This is a genomic window from Phormidesmis sp. 146-12, from assembly GCF_052939495.1.
Genome location: NZ_JBJPHS010000133.1, coordinates 1 through 15772 on the forward strand (window position 1 = coordinate 1; position 15772 = coordinate 15772).

Annotated in this window: 16 protein-coding genes; 7 read left to right on the forward strand and 9 right to left on the reverse strand. The window is 47.9% G+C overall.

Annotation, left to right across the window (positions count from 1 at the left end; all coding sequences use genetic code 11):
• From ACKFKF_RS30715 to ACKFKF_RS30730, 4 genes are all read left to right on the forward strand, one after another.
• Window positions 1–341: CHASE2 domain-containing protein (locus tag ACKFKF_RS30715; protein ID WP_446871171.1), on the forward strand; the 341-nt coding region annotated here is incomplete at its 5' end.
• A gap of 157 nt (window positions 342–498) precedes the next feature.
• Window positions 499–1254, forward strand: a complete 756-nt coding sequence (locus tag ACKFKF_RS30720) for a DUF928 domain-containing protein (protein ID WP_446871172.1) — start codon at window positions 499–501, stop codon at window positions 1252–1254.
• Window positions 1255–1359: 105 nt separating this feature from the next.
• The gene (locus ACKFKF_RS30725) at window positions 1360–1587 is read left to right on the forward strand and encodes a hypothetical protein (RefSeq protein ID WP_446871173.1); all 228 of its coding nucleotides are present in this window, start codon (window positions 1360–1362) and stop codon (window positions 1585–1587) included.
• 483 nt (window positions 1588–2070) lie between these two features.
• Window positions 2071–3102: a 5'-methylthioadenosine/S-adenosylhomocysteine nucleosidase gene (locus ACKFKF_RS30730; protein ID WP_446871174.1), complete on the forward strand. Its 1032-nt coding sequence runs from the start codon at window positions 2071–2073 to the stop codon at window positions 3100–3102.
• A gap of 146 nt (window positions 3103–3248) precedes the next feature.
• Here ACKFKF_RS30730 and ACKFKF_RS30735 read toward each other — a convergent pair whose 3' ends face one another.
• From ACKFKF_RS30735 to bchB, 4 genes are all read right to left on the reverse strand, one after another.
• On the reverse strand, window positions 3249–3599 hold the full coding sequence (locus ACKFKF_RS30735; protein WP_446871175.1) for a hypothetical protein: 351 nt from the start codon (window positions 3597–3599) through the stop codon (window positions 3249–3251).
• Window positions 3600–3795: 196 nt separating this feature from the next.
• Entirely contained in the window at window positions 3796–4224 is a 429-nt protein-coding gene (locus ACKFKF_RS30740; protein ID WP_446871176.1) for a type II toxin-antitoxin system VapC family toxin, read from the reverse strand.
• Window positions 4221–4559: a hypothetical protein gene (locus ACKFKF_RS30745; protein ID WP_446858562.1), complete on the reverse strand. Its 339-nt coding sequence runs from the start codon at window positions 4557–4559 to the stop codon at window positions 4221–4223. Before ACKFKF_RS30745 ends, ACKFKF_RS30740 begins: the two co-directional genes overlap by 4 nt.
• A 266-nt stretch (window positions 4560–4825) precedes the next feature.
• Window positions 4826–6352, reverse strand: a complete 1527-nt coding sequence (bchB, locus tag ACKFKF_RS30750; protein WP_446871177.1) for a ferredoxin:protochlorophyllide reductase (ATP-dependent) subunit B — start codon at window positions 6350–6352, stop codon at window positions 4826–4828.
• 32 nt (window positions 6353–6384) lie between these two features.
• Between bchB and ACKFKF_RS30755 the strand changes: the two genes are divergently transcribed.
• Window positions 6385–6519 carry a hypothetical protein gene (locus ACKFKF_RS30755; protein WP_446858564.1) on the forward strand — a complete coding sequence of 45 codons (135 nt, stop codon included), beginning with the start codon at window positions 6385–6387 and terminating at the stop codon, window positions 6517–6519.
• 285 nt (window positions 6520–6804) lie between these two features.
• On the opposite strand, the gene gyrA is transcribed toward ACKFKF_RS30755, so the two are convergent.
• Entirely contained in the window at window positions 6805–9501 is a 2697-nt protein-coding gene (gene gyrA / locus ACKFKF_RS30760; protein WP_446871178.1) for a DNA topoisomerase (ATP-hydrolyzing) subunit A, read from the reverse strand.
• Window positions 9502–9838: 337 nt separating this feature from the next.
• On the opposite strand from gyrA, the gene ACKFKF_RS30765 reads away from it, so the two are divergent.
• The gene (locus tag ACKFKF_RS30765; RefSeq protein ID WP_446858566.1) at window positions 9839–11029 is read left to right on the forward strand and encodes a TRC40/GET3/ArsA family transport-energizing ATPase; all 1191 of its coding nucleotides are present in this window, start codon (window positions 9839–9841) and stop codon (window positions 11027–11029) included.
• Between the two features lie 66 nt (window positions 11030–11095).
• Here ACKFKF_RS30765 and ACKFKF_RS30770 read toward each other — a convergent pair whose 3' ends face one another.
• Entirely contained in the window at window positions 11096–12199 is a 1104-nt protein-coding gene (locus tag ACKFKF_RS30770; RefSeq protein ID WP_446871179.1) for a Shedu anti-phage system protein SduA domain-containing protein, read from the reverse strand.
• Between the two features lie 196 nt (window positions 12200–12395).
• Window positions 12396–13202, reverse strand: a complete 807-nt coding sequence (locus ACKFKF_RS30775; RefSeq protein ID WP_446871180.1) for a hypothetical protein — start codon at window positions 13200–13202, stop codon at window positions 12396–12398.
• Between the two features lie 915 nt (window positions 13203–14117).
• Between ACKFKF_RS30775 and ACKFKF_RS30780 the strand changes: the two genes are divergently transcribed.
• Window positions 14118–14489: a hypothetical protein gene (locus ACKFKF_RS30780; RefSeq protein WP_446871181.1), complete on the forward strand. Its 372-nt coding sequence runs from the start codon at window positions 14118–14120 to the stop codon at window positions 14487–14489.
• Between the two features lie 176 nt (window positions 14490–14665).
• On the opposite strand, the gene ACKFKF_RS30785 is transcribed toward ACKFKF_RS30780, so the two are convergent.
• Together ACKFKF_RS30785 and ACKFKF_RS30790 are read right to left on the reverse strand one after the other, a co-directional pair.
• Window positions 14666–14884 (reverse strand): hypothetical protein, encoded by a 219-nt coding sequence (locus tag ACKFKF_RS30785; RefSeq protein ID WP_446871182.1) that lies wholly within the window; start codon window positions 14882–14884, stop codon window positions 14666–14668.
• A 471-nt stretch (window positions 14885–15355) separates the two neighbouring features.
• Window positions 15356–15730, reverse strand: coding sequence for an ISL3 family transposase (locus ACKFKF_RS30790; RefSeq protein WP_446871183.1), 375 nt, complete (start codon window positions 15728–15730; stop codon window positions 15356–15358).
• Window positions 15731–15772 lie beyond the last annotated feature (42 nt).

The following is a 15772-nucleotide window of genomic DNA, read 5'->3' on the forward strand; positions in this document are numbered from 1 at the left end:
GGTCAACTCCCTATGGCACTTCTCTATCGAGCAAACTTCCTGGCGTGTTGATTCAGGCGCAAATGGTCAGCCAAATTCTCAGCGTGGTATTTGATGGTCGTCCCTTGCTGTGGGTGTGGAGTCAGTGGGGCGAAGTAATTTGGATCGGCGGCTGGTCGCTTGTAGGCGGAATCCTCGGCTGGCGATTTCAAAAACTAGCTCTAGTAGGCAGTGGAGTTTTAGCGATCGTCCTCCTCACCGGACTGGGCTGGCTGCTCTTTTTACAAGGGGGATGGGTGCCGATCGTGCCGCCTGTTCTGACATTAGTTTTGACCAGCATTCCGTTAATCAAATACAAGTGAACTCGATCAAGTTTTTTGCGTCGTTGGTTAAATCTCCTGCCCCCAACCCCCCAATTCTGAGAGACTCCATAACCCGACCAGCCGAAAGGCAAACACAACCATCCCTCCTCCCTCCTCCCTCCTCCTCCTCCTCCCTCATTCTTAAACTCAGGAAACTATGAAATCGTTTTTCCAAACCAGCACAGTAATTTTGATTCTAATTTTGAACGTTTTTACAGTGCCTCAAGCTCAATCCAAACCTACCGCCACACCTCAAAAACCTGCCCAAAAACGCCCGGCGAAATCGATTCGCTTTGTGCCGCCGACTCCTCCTGATCCGGGCGAACCGGGTGGACGTGGACAAGGGGGAGGTAGTCGAGGCGCATGTCGTCCGTATGAAGCGGTGAATGCCCTGCTTCCTCAATCGGGTTGGGGATTGACGACGAGCGATCGACCCACACTCTGGCTCAATTTGCCGCAGGGGTTAGAAGCAGGGGTGGCGATCGCGTGGGTGTTGCGCGACGAAGCTGGAAACCCAATTCTGAAGACCCGATTCAAAGCACCCAAAACGCCGCCTGGAGTCATCAGTCTTTCTGTACCACCGACAACTGGCTTAAAGGTTAATCAAACTTATCGCTGGACAGTCTCGATTTACTGCGACCCTCAAGAACCAGACGAGCCTATAACCCTTCGAGGCAGAATGACGCGATCGGTCTTGTCTCCCAAACTGCAAGCTCAAATCGCCGCCGCCACGCCATTAGAAAAAGCAACTCTCTACGCTGAAAACGGCATCTGGTACGACAGTCTAACCACTTTAGGACTTCAACTACAAGCGCAGAAAGACCTGGCAACCGCCGCCGCCTGGACTGATCTCTTGCAACAAGAAAAGCTAGTTCACTCTGGAGCGATCGTCCCTTGCTGCACCATCAAATAGTCACCATCAAATAATCACCATCAAATAACGTGGATTTCATGGGATTGTTCGATTTGGTCAACGAGTCAGGTTGTCACTCGTGAGGGGCTTTTTGAACCAGAAATCTTGATCGAAAGTCCCCCAGAATTGGCAGCTTGGGGAGCAGAAAACTTGAATCACGAAGCGAAAGAGCGTCGTCGAACTGACACTAAGGATCGTGAATTGAATAAGATTGATGATTGCCTGGTTGCTTCGCCCCCTAAATCCCCCAGTCTGGGAGACTTTGAGAAAGCAGACATTCTAGAATTTAAGGCAGTTTCGCGGTTCAAAGTCCGCCAAATTTGGGGAATTTAGGGGGCAGAAGCCGAATCAAACGAAGCGAAACCGCGAGAATTACAGGTTGTTTAATTCACGATCCTAAGTATCTAGCTGAAACGCTAAGAAGCTTCTGAAGGGGCTTCACAAATGTTGATCTAAAAACACCTGTTGCAACACAAGATTACACGTCTTATCAATTGATTTCACAACAGCAAAGACAGCACAAATCACAACATTGCGCTGAATCTCTACGGTATTAAAAAATACAACATCTCCGACAATCCTGTGATTAGCTAAACGAAGTCTGGATTTATCTGTCAAGCTGAGGGCATTTTGCTGGGTTGAGGATTGATTTCAGATCATATTCTCTCCCGACTTAGATCCTTTCGCCACGAAAAGCAAAGACGATTGATTGATTCAGCATTTACTCAGGGTTGCTAAGAGCTGCGATCGATCTCGATCGTTTGTCGATCTGCGATGAAAAATCAGAGATGAAATCTACCGTATCAGGAGATGCCAATGCCTTTTTCGAGAATCAAACGCGCCTGCGCTGTCGCCCTATTTTGTCTAACGCTGAGTGCCACCCAACTCAACGCCCAACCCAAAAAACCCAAAGGCTGTCTAACCGAGTGTCAACCCCGGATTGGGATTGTTTCAGCGTTTGGCGGTGAGGCAGAAGTTCTCTTAGCAGAAACCACCAATAAGCAGGAATATATCGTCAACGGCAATGTCTATACAACGGGCATTCTCAGAGGTAACCGTGTGGTGATTGTCTTGACGGGGATTAGTATCGAGAACGCGACGATGGTGACGCAACTGACGATCGACCATTTCAATATTCATCATCTGCTGTTGAGCGGCATTGCGGGTGGGGTCAATCCTGATTACAAAGTGGGCGATGTGATGATTCCTAGACGCTGGGCACAGCCGCTAGAAGTGTATTGGAGCGCCAACAGCGCCGTACCTGCCCCCTGCGGAACGCCGAGAGACTTGTCTTGCCTGGGGTTAAAGCTGTCTCGATTTACCAGTCAGCCTAATTCTGATTTTCAGATTCCGACTCCTAATGGGCCGGTGGGGACAGGTTTATTTATGCGCGATACCTTTGTTCGCAACAACTCCAACTTTCCCAACGGCGAGTTTAAGTTTGACTATGCGGCTGACCCAGAAATGTATGCGGTGGCTCAGACCGTTGCGCCTAAGCTCGATCGCTGTGGCCCCAAAAATCCATCGCTCTGTGTGGCCGTTCAGCCGCGAATCCGCCGGGGAGGTCGGGGCATCTCTGGGCCAGCGTTTTTGGCAAATCCTGACTATCGTCGATATGTGTTCAATACCATTCGCGCCGTGTCGGTGGATATGGAAACGACGGCGTTTGCCCATGTCGCTTATGCCAACGAAATTCCGTTTATTGCCTTCCGCAGCTTATCAGACCTGGCCGGAGGCGACGATTCTACCGATGTCAGCGCGCTGTTTGCTAGTGGACTTGCCGAAAGCAATTCATCCAGAGTCACCCTGGGCTTTTTGGAAGCGTGGTCAAGGAAATATCCAGAATGATCCTTTGCACAACCATTGCACAACAATAAGACAGGAATTCTAGGTCAAAGTCCCTCACTTGGAGAAGACTTAGGGAGCACTTTTGGATGGAGAATCACAATGAAGAATTGCATTGAATCTACGTTGAACAGGGGTCGAGTTTGGGCTTATTGGGCAGGCTGCGATCGCAGATCTTGCAGTTCGTTTTTTAGCCGTTTGTTGAGTCGTCCGATTACCCAATAACCTGGTTGACTAAACGGGCGGTATTGCTCAGACTCCCACAAATGGGTAAAGAAATAGTCCCACATTCTCGACAGTGCATCTGCATAAAAAGGCTGCTCCTCAGTTGTCGGATGATAGAGAACGTCTGCCTCTTGAATCCGTCTAACTAACTCGTGGTATAACCTGCGTCGCGCTAAACCACCAGGTGCAAAATCAACGCCTTGCTCAATCAACTCGCGCAGTTCTAAATCCAGCGCCGTCAACTCATACTTAGGTTGCTCATCGGGTAACTGCATTTCTACCTCCTCTAAGTTCACATGAGAACTGCACCCAACATTGCCTTATACGAGGCCAACGCTGGCGATCATGAGATTTATATAGAATTTCAAATAAATTTTTCGATGAGTTTCATCTGTGGAAGATGTCTAACCCGATCGCGATTCTAGATGGATATCACTTAAAGCTATTCTGGATTGACGGTAGAGCGATCGTTTACACCGTCCAATCTTCAATCAAGAGGTTTGGAACCTGGGAAAAGTCACGGTAGTTGCGCGTTACTAATGTTGCATTTTGAGAGAGCGCAATTGCAGCAATCCGCATATCTCTCTGCAATTTTTGTTTCGACAATGAAGGTTTCTCTTGTAGAAGTTTTGCCAACTGTTCAGAGGCAGTCACCTCAAAACCTAGAATTGGCACTTTCTTACAAAGTAGAATTGTCTTATAAAACTTTTCATAGAGCTTAACAAGTTCTTCTGTGCTTTTAGCACTGTTAATTCGGACAACCCAACCATTAAAAAGCTCTTGAACCGTCACGATCGAAATTGCAACATCGACTCCATTTACCACAATATACTGACTCACCACTGGATGTCTCTGCAACAGCAAAGAAGCTGTATCTGTGTCTAAAAGCCAAAGCGTCATTCCATTAGTTCCATTTCGTCAAATCCGCGTTCTCGTCTCAGTTCTGCTGTAATTTCAGCAAAATCAGCATCCCCTTCATACAGCCCAATAAACTCAGTCCAAGGATTTTTGGTCGAGTGAGATAATACAATCTCTATATCTAACGGCATAACCTGTGCATGGTTTAAATGCTCAGTTACCATTTGACGCAACTGATCGATCGCGTCTTCTCGCGTAGCTGCTGTCACCCGACAGTCGGGCATTTCTACAACCGATGCCATAACTTGTCCAGTTTCAGTTTGCTGAAGCATCATGTGAAGCTTTAAGGTTTGCGTCTGCGGTGTTGATAAGACCATAGGAGATCGCTAGAGAGACTGAATTGATCATAACAGTTCCAATTATTCAGAACGTCCGCCTTCGTGATAGCTGCCTGTGTTTGAGTTAATTAACAGCATTTTGATAATCTTTTGAATTCCCTAATCGTTCATAAAAATAGGGGACGCGATCGCCCCCAAAAACGCTAGTAGTCTGACGAAAACAAAGTGAGGGATATAGACACTCCCAAACCAATGGAAGCAATTTTTTCATCCCTCATCCTTCATCCTTCATCCCTCCAAAAAGCCTACGCTCCCACCGCCTCTTTGGCCGCGTACATCGCCTCAACGGTAATCTCAGAAAGTCCTCGCTCACGAGCAAACTTCTCGGTATTACGTTTGATTTTGCCGCGCACAAATCCAGGAACTTTATTCAATTCGGCTTGAGCGTCCTTCGTCCAGTTCATATCCGAATCGGCAGACATGCCCTTGGTAATGACTTCTTTGGTGTCGTGTCCGCCGAAGATTTCTAACAGGTGATCTTCCATGCCCAATGTGAAGGAGTTGTAGACCAGATCAGCGACTTGATTGGTGCCCTCATAGGCAAGGAAGGGTTTGTAGCCGATCGGGAAGTCTTGCACATGAATGGGAGCCGAAATCACACCGCAGGGAATGCGTAACCGTTTACCGACGTGGCGTTCCATCTGGGTGCCAAAAATGGCGGAGGGTTCGATACGAGCGATCGCGTCTGCAATTGCGCCGTTGTCATCGCTGATCAAGACTTCATCGCAGTATTCACTCACCTGATCGCGAAACCATTTCTCATCGTATTTGCAATACGTTCCGGCCATGACAACGTGAATGCCCATTTCCCGTGACAAAATTTTGGTCATTGCGGCAGCGTGCGTGTTGTCACCAAAGACGACGGCTTTTTTGCCTGTGAGATTTTGGCAATCGATCGAGCGTGAAAACCAGGCAGCTTGAGACACATGCAGCGTTTGATTTTCGATGAACTCTGCGTAGTCAACGGCTGCTCCTTGAGCATTCAGCACTGCTTGAATTTTGCGAATGCAGCGAGCCGTTTCTACCACACCCATCGGGGTAATGTCCACAAACGGCATGTCAAATTCTTCTTGCAAAAACTGCGCCGCCATTAAGCCCATTTCTCGATAAGGCACCAGATTAAACCAGGCTTTGGGCAGATTTTTTAGCTCTAGAACTGAGGCTCCCTCTGGGATCACAGCATTCACTTCGATTCCCAAATCTGCCATCAATCGCTTCAATTCGGTACAATCGTGGTGATTATGAAAACCGAGAGAAGAGATTCCAATAATGTTAACTGAAGGGTTCACAGTTTTGCCTTCAGGCAGTTCGCCTTTCTTTTTAGCTTTGGCGATGTAATATTGCACGATCTGTTGGAGAGTCCGATCGGCCGCCTGCAATTCGTTATAGCGATAGTGATTGACATCTGCCAACAGCACATCGCCTTTAGAATCTAGCTGCGCTCGTTGCACAAAATTTCCCAAATCTTCTTGCAAAATGCTCGACGTGCAGGTGGGAGTCAGCACAATCAGATCGGGGTGTTCTTCAGCATCTTTGCGGGTGATGTTGTCTACTACTTTTTCTTGAGAACCGCGTGCCAGCACATTGCGATCGACCGAGCTAATGGTCACAGGCGTAAAGTTGCGATCGCGCTCCAACATTGATCGCATGACATTAAAGTAGTCATCGCCGATCGGGGCGTGCATGATGGCATGAACATTTTTGAAAGAACTGGAAACGCGGAGGGTGCCAATGTGGGCGGGGCCTGCATACATCCAGTAAGCCAATTTCATACGGTGTCTTCCTTAATGTTGAGGGGGTGGGTGTGGGGAATTATCCCTGGTGTCCGCTTCCCGATGGGGTTTTATCGCTTTCTGATTGTCTCAAAGATGGTGAAATCGTGGGCGATCGCTCCAATCCAGAATTTGCAGAGGATCAAGTGGCTGAAATTCAAGGCTGACGGGCGATGTAGAGATTTTGAACTGAAACTAAAGAGGGTGCGATCGCAACGATTCTTATTGCTTCGTGATGTTCTGCAAGGCTGATGTCGGTTGGTTTAGCGATCGCTACAAAGTTTTGAACTTTAGATTTTGAACTTTAGATTTTGAACGCTGGACATTAGACCTGAACTTTGAACCAGAATTCTAATCTGAAAGTCTCATAGAATCGGGATTGAGGGCGCTTTCTAAACGCAAAAAAAGGGGCAGATTGCTCTACCCCAGGAGGCGTTTAAACTTTGATAAGATTATTCGTCTGTTGCGTCGGGTGTATCTGTCTCAGGTTCAGTTGTGACCGATTCATCTGCTATGACATCCGCCACAAGTCCGCTGGCAGCCAATTCTAGCGCTTCTTCTCCATTGGTCGGAGGCACGATCGCCACAGCCGCGATCGCATCATCTTCATCTAACCGTTGGACACGCACCCCAGTCGCCGCACGAGACTGAGACGAAATCGCATTAACCGCTTGTCGAATGATGATACCACGACTCGTGACCATCATCAATTCTGCGCCTTCGTTGACGATGTGTAGGGCAGCGAGGGTGTCCCCTTTTTTGCGGAACTTGGTCACCACAATCCCCATTCCTGCTCGATTTTGCAATCGGAACTGCGTCACCGGAACTCGCTTACCGTAGCCGCCATTCGTCACGACCAAAATCCACGGCCCAGAGGGTGCCTTGAGTTCTGCGGTTTCAGAATCAGCTGTCTCGTCTAGCATCACATCTTCATCAATTTCGACCTCTTCATCAATCAGCCCGGCTTCTTGTGCCTGTGCCACATCTGCCACAATCTGACCCGGAAGAATCGCCATCCCCACCAGACTGTCACCCTTGCGAAGCGACATCGATCGCACCCCACGAGTCGCCCGACCCAACGGCCGAAGCTGTTCGTGATTGACGCGGAAGTGAATTGATCGCCCCTGACTCGTCCCGATAATGATGCTGTCATCAACACAGGCCAGCCGCACCCAGCGCAGTTGATCGCCTTCCTCCAGTGAAATCGCGATCAGTCCGTTGGCGCGAATGTTACCAAACGCAGCGAGAGCCGTCTTTTTGATGTAGCCCTTGTTGGTCAACATCACCAGATATTCGTTGTCGCTAAACTCGCTGACGGGAATGATCGAAGTGATTTTTTCGTCATGAGGAATCGGCAGAAGCTGCACGATCGGCATTCCTCTCGCCGTCCGAGATGCGGTGTGAATCTGGTAAGCTTTGGCATGGTAGACGACCCCGCGATCGCTAAAGAACAAAACGCTATCGTGATCGCAACAGGTGAGAAAATGCTCCACCGCGTCGTCTTCTTTCATCCGCGCTCCTGCTTTGCCACGAGTCGCCCGATTTTGAGACTCAAACGCATCGACGGGCATCCGCTTGATGTAGCCTTGCTCGGTGAGGAGAATCACCGCTTTTTCGTTGGCAATTAAGTCAATGTCGCCTAGCTCATCTTCAGACTGTTCGATAATGGTGCGACGAGGATTGGCGTGGGCGGCCCGCAGTTCGGTGACCTCGGTTTCGATGATTTCGAGAACTCGTTCGCGTCGGGCGAGAATGTCTTGCAGATCAGCAATTTGAGTCTGCAAATCATCGTGTTCTTGCTGAATCTTCTCGGCTTCTAAGGCCGTCAATCGACGCAGTTGCATTTGCAGAATCGCATCCGCTTGCGCTTCAGATAGACCGTAGGATTCGATCAGTTCTTGTTTGGCGGTGGGCGCGTCGGCGGCGTGACGAATTAGGGCAATGATGCGATCGAGATTAGCCAGGGCAATCAGCAACCCTTGCAGCAGATGATCCCGTTCTTCGGCTTTGCGAAGTTGCCAGCGAGTCCGACGGGCGATCGTCTCAATCCGAAAATCCAAAAAGACTTGTAGAAAGCTGCGAATCGTCAGCAGTTGCGGTTCATTATTCACCAGCGCCAGCATATTCGCCCCAAAGTTGGACTGGATGGGGGTTTGCTTGTACAGGTTGTTCAAGACGACACGCGGGTAGGCATCCCGACGCAACTCGATCACAATTCTCATGCCGTCGCGATCGCTCTCGTCTCGAATGTCAGAAATGCCGTCAATTTTCTTGTCGTTGACCAGTTCGGCAATCTTTTCGATCAGGGCTGCTTTATTGGTTTGGTAGGGCAACTCGGTGACGATGATGGCTTCGCGATCGGGTCGGCCGCGATGTTCGATGGTTTCGATCGTCGCCACTCCGCGCATGGTGACAGAACCGCGACCCGTCGTATACGCATCTCGAATTCCACTACGACCGAGAATCTGCCCCCCCGTGGGAAAGTCAGGGCCGGGAATGTACTGCATCAACTCCAAATCGGTCAGACCGGGATTGTGAATCAGCGCAATCAAGCCATCGACAATCTCGCCTAAATTGTGCGGCGGAATATTTGTCGCCATGCCGACTGCAATCCCCGAAGAGCCATTCAGCAATAACTGAGGAATCCGCGCTGGAAGGACGGTCGGTTCTTGCTGAGAGCCATCAAAGTTATCGGCGAAGTCAACCGTTTCAGCCTCAATATCTCGCAACAGAGCGTTCCCTGTCAGCGCTGCCAGACGACACTCGGTATATCGCATCGCGGCAGGCGGATCATTGTCGATCGACCCAAAGTTACCATGACCACTGATCAACGGAGTCCGCATTGAGAAGTCTTGCGCCATCCGCACCAAAGCGTCATAAACCGCCGTATCGCCGTGAGGGTGAAATTTACCCAACACCTCCCCGACCACCCGCGCACATTTACGAAAGGGGCGATCGGCGCTCAGTCCCAGTTCATGCATGGCGTAGAGGATGCGACGATGCACCGGTTTTAGACCATCTCTAGCATCGGGTAGCGCCCGCCCTACGATCACGCTCATTGCGTATTCCAGGTACGATCGCTGCATCTCACCCCGGAGATCTGTAGGGACGATCCGATCTTGAGAAGGCGGCTCCTGGGAGAATGTCATATCGTGAAAAGCTCCGAAAGTGTGAATTTTGACCCGCGAACAGAAGAAACCTAGAAAGTATACTCGCCAGGTCTACGAATGTCTAAATTTTATCATATTTGGAGGCTTTCGTGGGGCTGAAGACCGCGTGGAATCTAGGGTTTTGGCTGGTACAGAGGGATTGAGCGCTAGCGGGAATTTGAGGACGATCGTACTAGCGAGAGGGAGGAGGGAGGAGGGAGGAGGGAGGAGGACTTTCTCAGGTCGCCCTTTGCGTAGAGGCACAAACCTGGTTTCCTGTGGGACAATGGGTTAGGTAAACGAATGTAAACAATTCTCAGACAGGACTCGATCGACCATGCGCGTAATTTTGATGACAGGCAAAGGAGGCGTAGGCAAAACCTCTGTAGCCGCCGCCACCGGACTAAAATGTGCTGAACTTGGTTATCGAACCCTTGTCCTGAGTACCGATCCGGCTCACTCGCTCGCAGACAGTTTTGACCTGGAGTTGGGCCACGAACCTAAGCTCGTCCGCCCTAACCTCTGGGGAGCAGAATTAGATGCCCTGATGGAGCTAGAAGGCAACTGGGGAGCCGTCAAACGCTACATCAGCCAAGTTTTGCAGGCACGAGGTTTAGAAGGCGTACAGGCAGAAGAGTTGGCGATTCTTCCAGGCATGGATGAAATCTTTGGACTGGTGCGGATGAAGCGGCACTACGACGAAGGCACGTTTGATGTCTTGATCATTGACTCCGCCCCGACTGGAACGGCTCTACGACTCCTCAGCCTGCCTGAAGTGGGCGGATGGTACATGCGAAAATTCTACAAGCCATTACAGGGAATTTCGGTCGCGCTGCGCCCCTTAGTAGAACCAATTTTCCGCCCCTTAGTAGGCTTCTCGCTGCCTGACAAAGAAGTCATGGATGCGCCCTATGAGTTTTATGAGCAGATCGAAGCGCTCGAAAAAGTCTTGACCGACAACACACAAACTTCAGTCCGACTGATCACAAACCCTGAAAAAATGGTGATCAAGGAATCGCTGCGGGCCCACGCCTATCTGAGTTTGTACAATGTTGCAACCGATATGATCGTCGCCAATCGCATCATTCCAGAATCCGTCACCGATCCCTTCTTTCAACGCTGGAAGGAAAACCAAACGCAATATCGTCAAGAAATTCACGACAACTTTTCGCCCTTGCCTGTCAAAGAAGTGCCGTTGTATTCAGAGGAGATGTGCGGACTGGAAGCGCTCGATCGTCTCAAAGAGACCCTCTACCCCGGCGACGAAGATCCCGCGCAAGTCTACTACAAAGAAACGACGCTGCGAGTTGTCCCAGAGCAAGGCGGCTACAACCTGGAACTCTATTTACCAGGAATTGCCAAAAGTCAGGTCGAGTTGAGCAAAACAGGCGACGAGTTAAACATTCGCATTGGCAACCATCGGCGCAATCTAGTCTTGCCACAAGCGTTAGCCGCGCTCAGTCCATCGGGCGCAAAAATGGAAGACGACTATCTCAAAATCCGCTTCTCTGACCCCGCAAAAGTTTAGAGTGTGAGATAACGACTCAAATCAGCGGTTGCCGATACCTTATGTGTCTTACCCAAGCGGCTTCGGTCAATCCGCTGCACCCGAATTGTTAGCTGGCGGGTAGGATGGACTAGATAACTTTTCTACAAAACGAACTGTACCCTGAATTAATGTTAAGAGATCGTTATAGGTAAAGATTGTAATTGCTGGGTTCATCCTCTCTTTAGCACGTAACATCTCAATCTGTTCATTCGAGAGGTCATAACCTGCGATGAGATAACAATGGGGATTCTCAAATCTCAACCCCTTTTGCCGACGTAAATAATCCGCGTCACGACGCGCAAAATCAAGATAACGTTCTACCTGATTCCATGAGTCATAAAAATCAGAAGTAAATCCCCCATCGGCACGAAATAGTTTCAAGAATGGATTCTTAATTTCTATGATATCTCTTGCTCCGTCTCGAATACGAACACCACTAAAATCGGGAATATTTTCGTCATTGAATGCTCGGTGAGAATTAATCGAGCCATACTGTGCCCCAAAACTCCAGGGATACCGCTCTAGAAAATGCTGATATTGACTCTCCCGTTCTTCTTTCTGCGTTAGCAGTTGAGTAAGTTCAGCAACAGCTTGTTGTAAGTGCGATTGTTCAAGCTGTGGAGTTGCCGCAAATTGTTTTGCTGCTTCTTCAGTATCAATAAACAGGAAATCGCTTGATCTTAAGTTTTCACCCTTCTTGGCATCACGAGTGCAAACTGCAAACTTAACCCTTGAATCTTGATAAAGCCCAAACAGTCCCGTAAATTTCTCTTCACCTTGGACGAACATCACACCATCTTCATACCACTGAATATCCAATGGCGACACGTAGATTGGGTATCCGTTAATACTCCCTTCAATACCATAGTTGCGAGTAATAAAACTGCGAACACTCGCCAGGATTGAAACACCTTGTTTGTGAGCTAGTAAATACTCATATATTGAAGAACATTCTTCAGCTTTAAATATAGGAGCGATTCCGGTTAGGAAACGATCAAGCAATCCTTCTCTAAATACTTTGGGAATATCCTGGTCAGCAATCTTGCTTAACTGACTGACTGCAAAATCTAATAATTGACGAAGTTGCTCTATATCAGGCTCTTGAGAAGTTTCAGAATGTTCAGGAAATTCTGTGTTGCTGTCATTCATTGAGTTGAAATCATAATTCCTGAAAATAGTATAGCGAATGTAACTTTAGCTGCATTTTCCAATAGGTAACTGGAGCCAGCTAACGGTTCGGGTCAGCGGTTGCCAGCATCTTTGCATCTCACCCAAGCCGCTTTGGTTAATCCGCTGCACCCGAATTGTTATACGGCGCTTCCATTGTGAACTCTTTTAATAATAACTAGAAGGGCGGCTCATCATCTTCAGCAGCAAAAGCTTTAGGCATTGCTCCTTGTGGTAGTGGTAGGTTTGTGACGACATAAAGATTCAGAATGTCTTCTCTGTCCATGAAGAGGATTTGACTACGTTTCGAGGCATCAAGCTTATTCCCAAGCCAGTTTCGCGCAGCTTTAGTGATTTCGCTACCAGCAATAATAAAGGCATGATCTACAAGAACTCGTTTTCCAATCTCAGGATCAAAAATCTCATGCCCCAGCATCATCATGACTTGGTTGTGGATCTCAGCTACATTTGCATTACCCGATTTGGTAACACCCGAAGAATCCAGCTTATCTTTTTTAGCTTGGAGTCCAAAGTAGAGAACATGCTGTGTTGGGAGGACAAATTTCATCCATACATCCTTACCATACTCAAGCGCTTTATCTCGATGACCTGCTGCCGTAATCCGGTGATAGCCCAACTGTCGAAATAACGGGAGCAAGATTTCTTCGATCAGTTCATCTTCAGAACATTTATCCAAGTACTCAGTAAGTTTTTCTCTTTTCTCAATCTCCTTGGGCGTGAACGGTCGGTGAGGATTAGGAGTCGTGGATATTGTTTTTGTTCCAACGTGACGTATGTACAGTAGATTGTCCTCCCCATAGAAGGCTTCATACCCCTCTCGCGATAGAGGTTTGTTCAGCACCCCAAGCGCGAGTGAACGATCTGGGTCGTCTTCCTCTGCATCGGATTTATGCATCAACACTCGTAATACATGCACAAAGCGCTCTGGCAAAGCGTAAGCAGTTGGTTGTGGCTCTTGAAGCAATTCTCATAGCCTTTCTGAAGTCCACCGCCAGCGAGTTGAACCGTCATGAACAAAGTCCAAGTCGCATTCCTCAAAAAATTGAGTAATATAACTACTAGAGCGATACGGGAAATATTGGACATCGCCTATTACCATTTCCGCTATCTCACGCAAGTTTCTGTCCTTAAATTTCATGTCAATAATGTCGTTTAGAATATGCCGTATCTACTAAAGTTACCCTCAGTCTAGAGTGTGCCACATAACTTGTTTTTAGAGAGAAAGCTTCCTCAGATCATCCTAAGCTCGGCGGATAGGCAGACAACTTCTGCATATCACTCCAAATTGGGTAGATCTACTGAAGTTTTCCGCATATTAAGCTAATTAAGACGGATCTGTAGAAACTTTCCGCATATTTTCAGATTTGTGCAGGCAACTTCATGGGTGCTTCTAAGCACATATTGTACTGATACAACACAACTGAGATGGAACCGCGTCCGAAAAAGGGGATGACATTCGCGCCATGCAGGAATTGTTGGGACACAAAGGTGTGAAAACGACCCTGACTTACACTCATTGTGTCAATCACACTGGGCGGAAGCTTACAGTTCGTCGGATGGGCGGGAACGAGCTGATCGACACAACCCGACCCTCACTTCCCAAGAAATTTAGTCTTCCAAAAAACCAGAAATCTGTGTAGAATACTTCGCAGATGGATAGAGCGCCCCGAAATCTGATCGGCGAAATCAGACTCCGAGGACTTCCGTCTAAAGTTAAACCTAGTAACTTCAGAGGCGTATATGATTGTACACCGTCAGCTTTGCGATGGGATCTTGAAAGGCTGGAATCAAGATCCTGCATACATTCCATATCTTGCGGGAACGTTTGAGCCGTCAGCGTTCCCATCCTCTTTGCACTAAACAGAGAGGACAAAACAACATGGCCGTTAGGAGACACCTTCCTGACTCGGTTTCGTTTAGCTTTGAGTTGCAATGCTCGTTAGTGAGACGATACCAAGTCACCGTTATCTTGGATTTGCAAGATCGTTTAATCTTCATGCCCTCTGGCATTCACTCGGATGTAAGAGATTGTATTGAAGCGTTTGTTGAACAATTGAGTGAAGTTGCCTCAAATCAATTGGCGTATCTCAAATGGGATGGCACCAGCGATTTGACGACTGAATATCAAGTGATTCGCGTGTTGGCGGGCTATCAAGTTCAACGGTCTTTAATGAAGTTCGATATTGTCATGGGCGCTGGTTCACTCATACATTTAGAGGAATTGCACAACAAAAAGACGATTCAACTTTAGACGGTCAATCGCTGTTCTAATTTGCATTTCACAGCAGAGGGATGACTTGAAGCTGATTTTTTCATCCCTCGTTTCTTATCGTGAACGATGAATAATTAATTGTCATCTTTGCTTCACCATCAAGATCTCTATTTCTTCCGTCGCAGCACAGGATTAGACTGCATTGGGCTTCCTGGCTATGGCATTGATTCGATCAACGCTCTTAATGCTTTGTTCACGAATTCAGGCGTTGTAAAAACCTGAGCTACATCCTCATCTAGAACGACAACCGTTAAGGTCTGCATCTCATCACGAGCAGCAAACCGATTGGGCTTCGTCTTCTGGTAGTTAAAGCGATATTCGGCTAGAAGCTCGTCTTGAGAATTCTGTGTAGGGTCAGAGGGCGTTTTGCTCATAATCCTCACGCTCTTTGCGAGTAGAGACGGGCACTCATGATACGGATACCACTCGATCGCTCAGTAAAGGCAATCAACCGCAATCGATTTTGCTGAGAGTGACCAACAATAATCTCTCTTCTTCAGATTCGCGGTTGCTTTTGACTGATCCCACTCAAACTCCATGCCTAGATCATATTTGATCGTTTAAAGAGTGTAGTAGCCTTATGCAGAGGTCTGCTGTGATTGTCTGCTCCAACGTAGAGTTAGGTGGCGCAGTTACGGTTTAGATTTCACCAAAAAGCTGAGTAATCAAGCTCTTTCGATACGGACGGTGCTTTACCTTTCTCATTAACTAAAATTCTCAGGTTGTGGGCGTTGCGATAGCTACGATCGAGATCACAAAAAACAAGCACACCCAGTTTCTTAGCGATCGCTTGACTAAGTTCTATGACTCGTTGTTCATCAAAAATCTTGATGTCTTCGGCTCTCCTAGACCTCGTGTGTAGAGTTTTGTGAAGCACCAAAGCAAGATAATAGCCTCAAACGGAAATGTTTGAAATTATGAAAACCGTAACCCTTCCGTTTAATGAGCTTAATTTTCGTGTTGATCCCCTCGGTCACTCCACTGGTGGTTCGATGCTCAAAGTAATTGCAAATACCATTCAGGTGCTCACGAATCATGTCCGCGGAATCTTGATAAAAAAGCTGAGCCAGTCGGCGCCATCGCTGAAATTTTATTTTGGCTGAGTGGATCGTTCTTGACTTTTCATAAATCTGGCTGAGGTCTTCTTTCAACTCATACGCAATCGTTAAACAAGGAAATGCTTTCAACCCTTCATCTAAGCGTTGTCTTTGGTGTGTGATTCGTTCAGCCTAAACAGATAGCAAGATCTGGGGACGGCTGGC

Bases quoted from the DNA above. Each gene is read 5' to 3' on its own strand.
- ACKFKF_RS30720 (WP_446871172.1), top strand. From the start codon at position 499: ATGAAATCGTTTTTCCAAACCAGCACAGTAATTTTGATTCTAATTTTG.
- ACKFKF_RS30730 (WP_446871174.1), top strand. From the start codon at position 2,071: ATGCCTTTTTCGAGAATCAAACGCGCCTGCGCTGTCGCCCTATTTTGT.
- ACKFKF_RS30735 (WP_446871175.1), bottom strand. From the start codon at position 3,599: ATGCAGTTACCCGATGAGCAACCTAAGTATGAGTTGACGGCGCTGGAT.
- ACKFKF_RS30740 (WP_446871176.1), bottom strand. From the start codon at position 4,224: ATGACGCTTTGGCTTTTAGACACAGATACAGCTTCTTTGCTGTTGCAG.
- ACKFKF_RS30745 (WP_446858562.1), bottom strand. From the start codon at position 4,559: ATGGTCTTATCAACACCGCAGACGCAAACCTTAAAGCTTCACATGATG.
- bchB (WP_446871177.1), bottom strand. From the start codon at position 6,352: ATGAAATTGGCTTACTGGATGTATGCAGGCCCCGCCCACATTGGCACC.
- gyrA (WP_446871178.1), bottom strand. From the start codon at position 9,501: ATGACATTCTCCCAGGAGCCGCCTTCTCAAGATCGGATCGTCCCTACA.
- ACKFKF_RS30765 (WP_446858566.1), top strand. From the start codon at position 9,839: ATGCGCGTAATTTTGATGACAGGCAAAGGAGGCGTAGGCAAAACCTCT.
- ACKFKF_RS30770 (WP_446871179.1), bottom strand. From the start codon at position 12,199: ATGAATGACAGCAACACAGAATTTCCTGAACATTCTGAAACTTCTCAA.
- ACKFKF_RS30780 (WP_446871181.1), top strand. From the start codon at position 14,118: ATGGCCGTTAGGAGACACCTTCCTGACTCGGTTTCGTTTAGCTTTGAG.
- ACKFKF_RS30785 (WP_446871182.1), bottom strand. From the start codon at position 14,884: ATGAGCAAAACGCCCTCTGACCCTACACAGAATTCTCAAGACGAGCTT.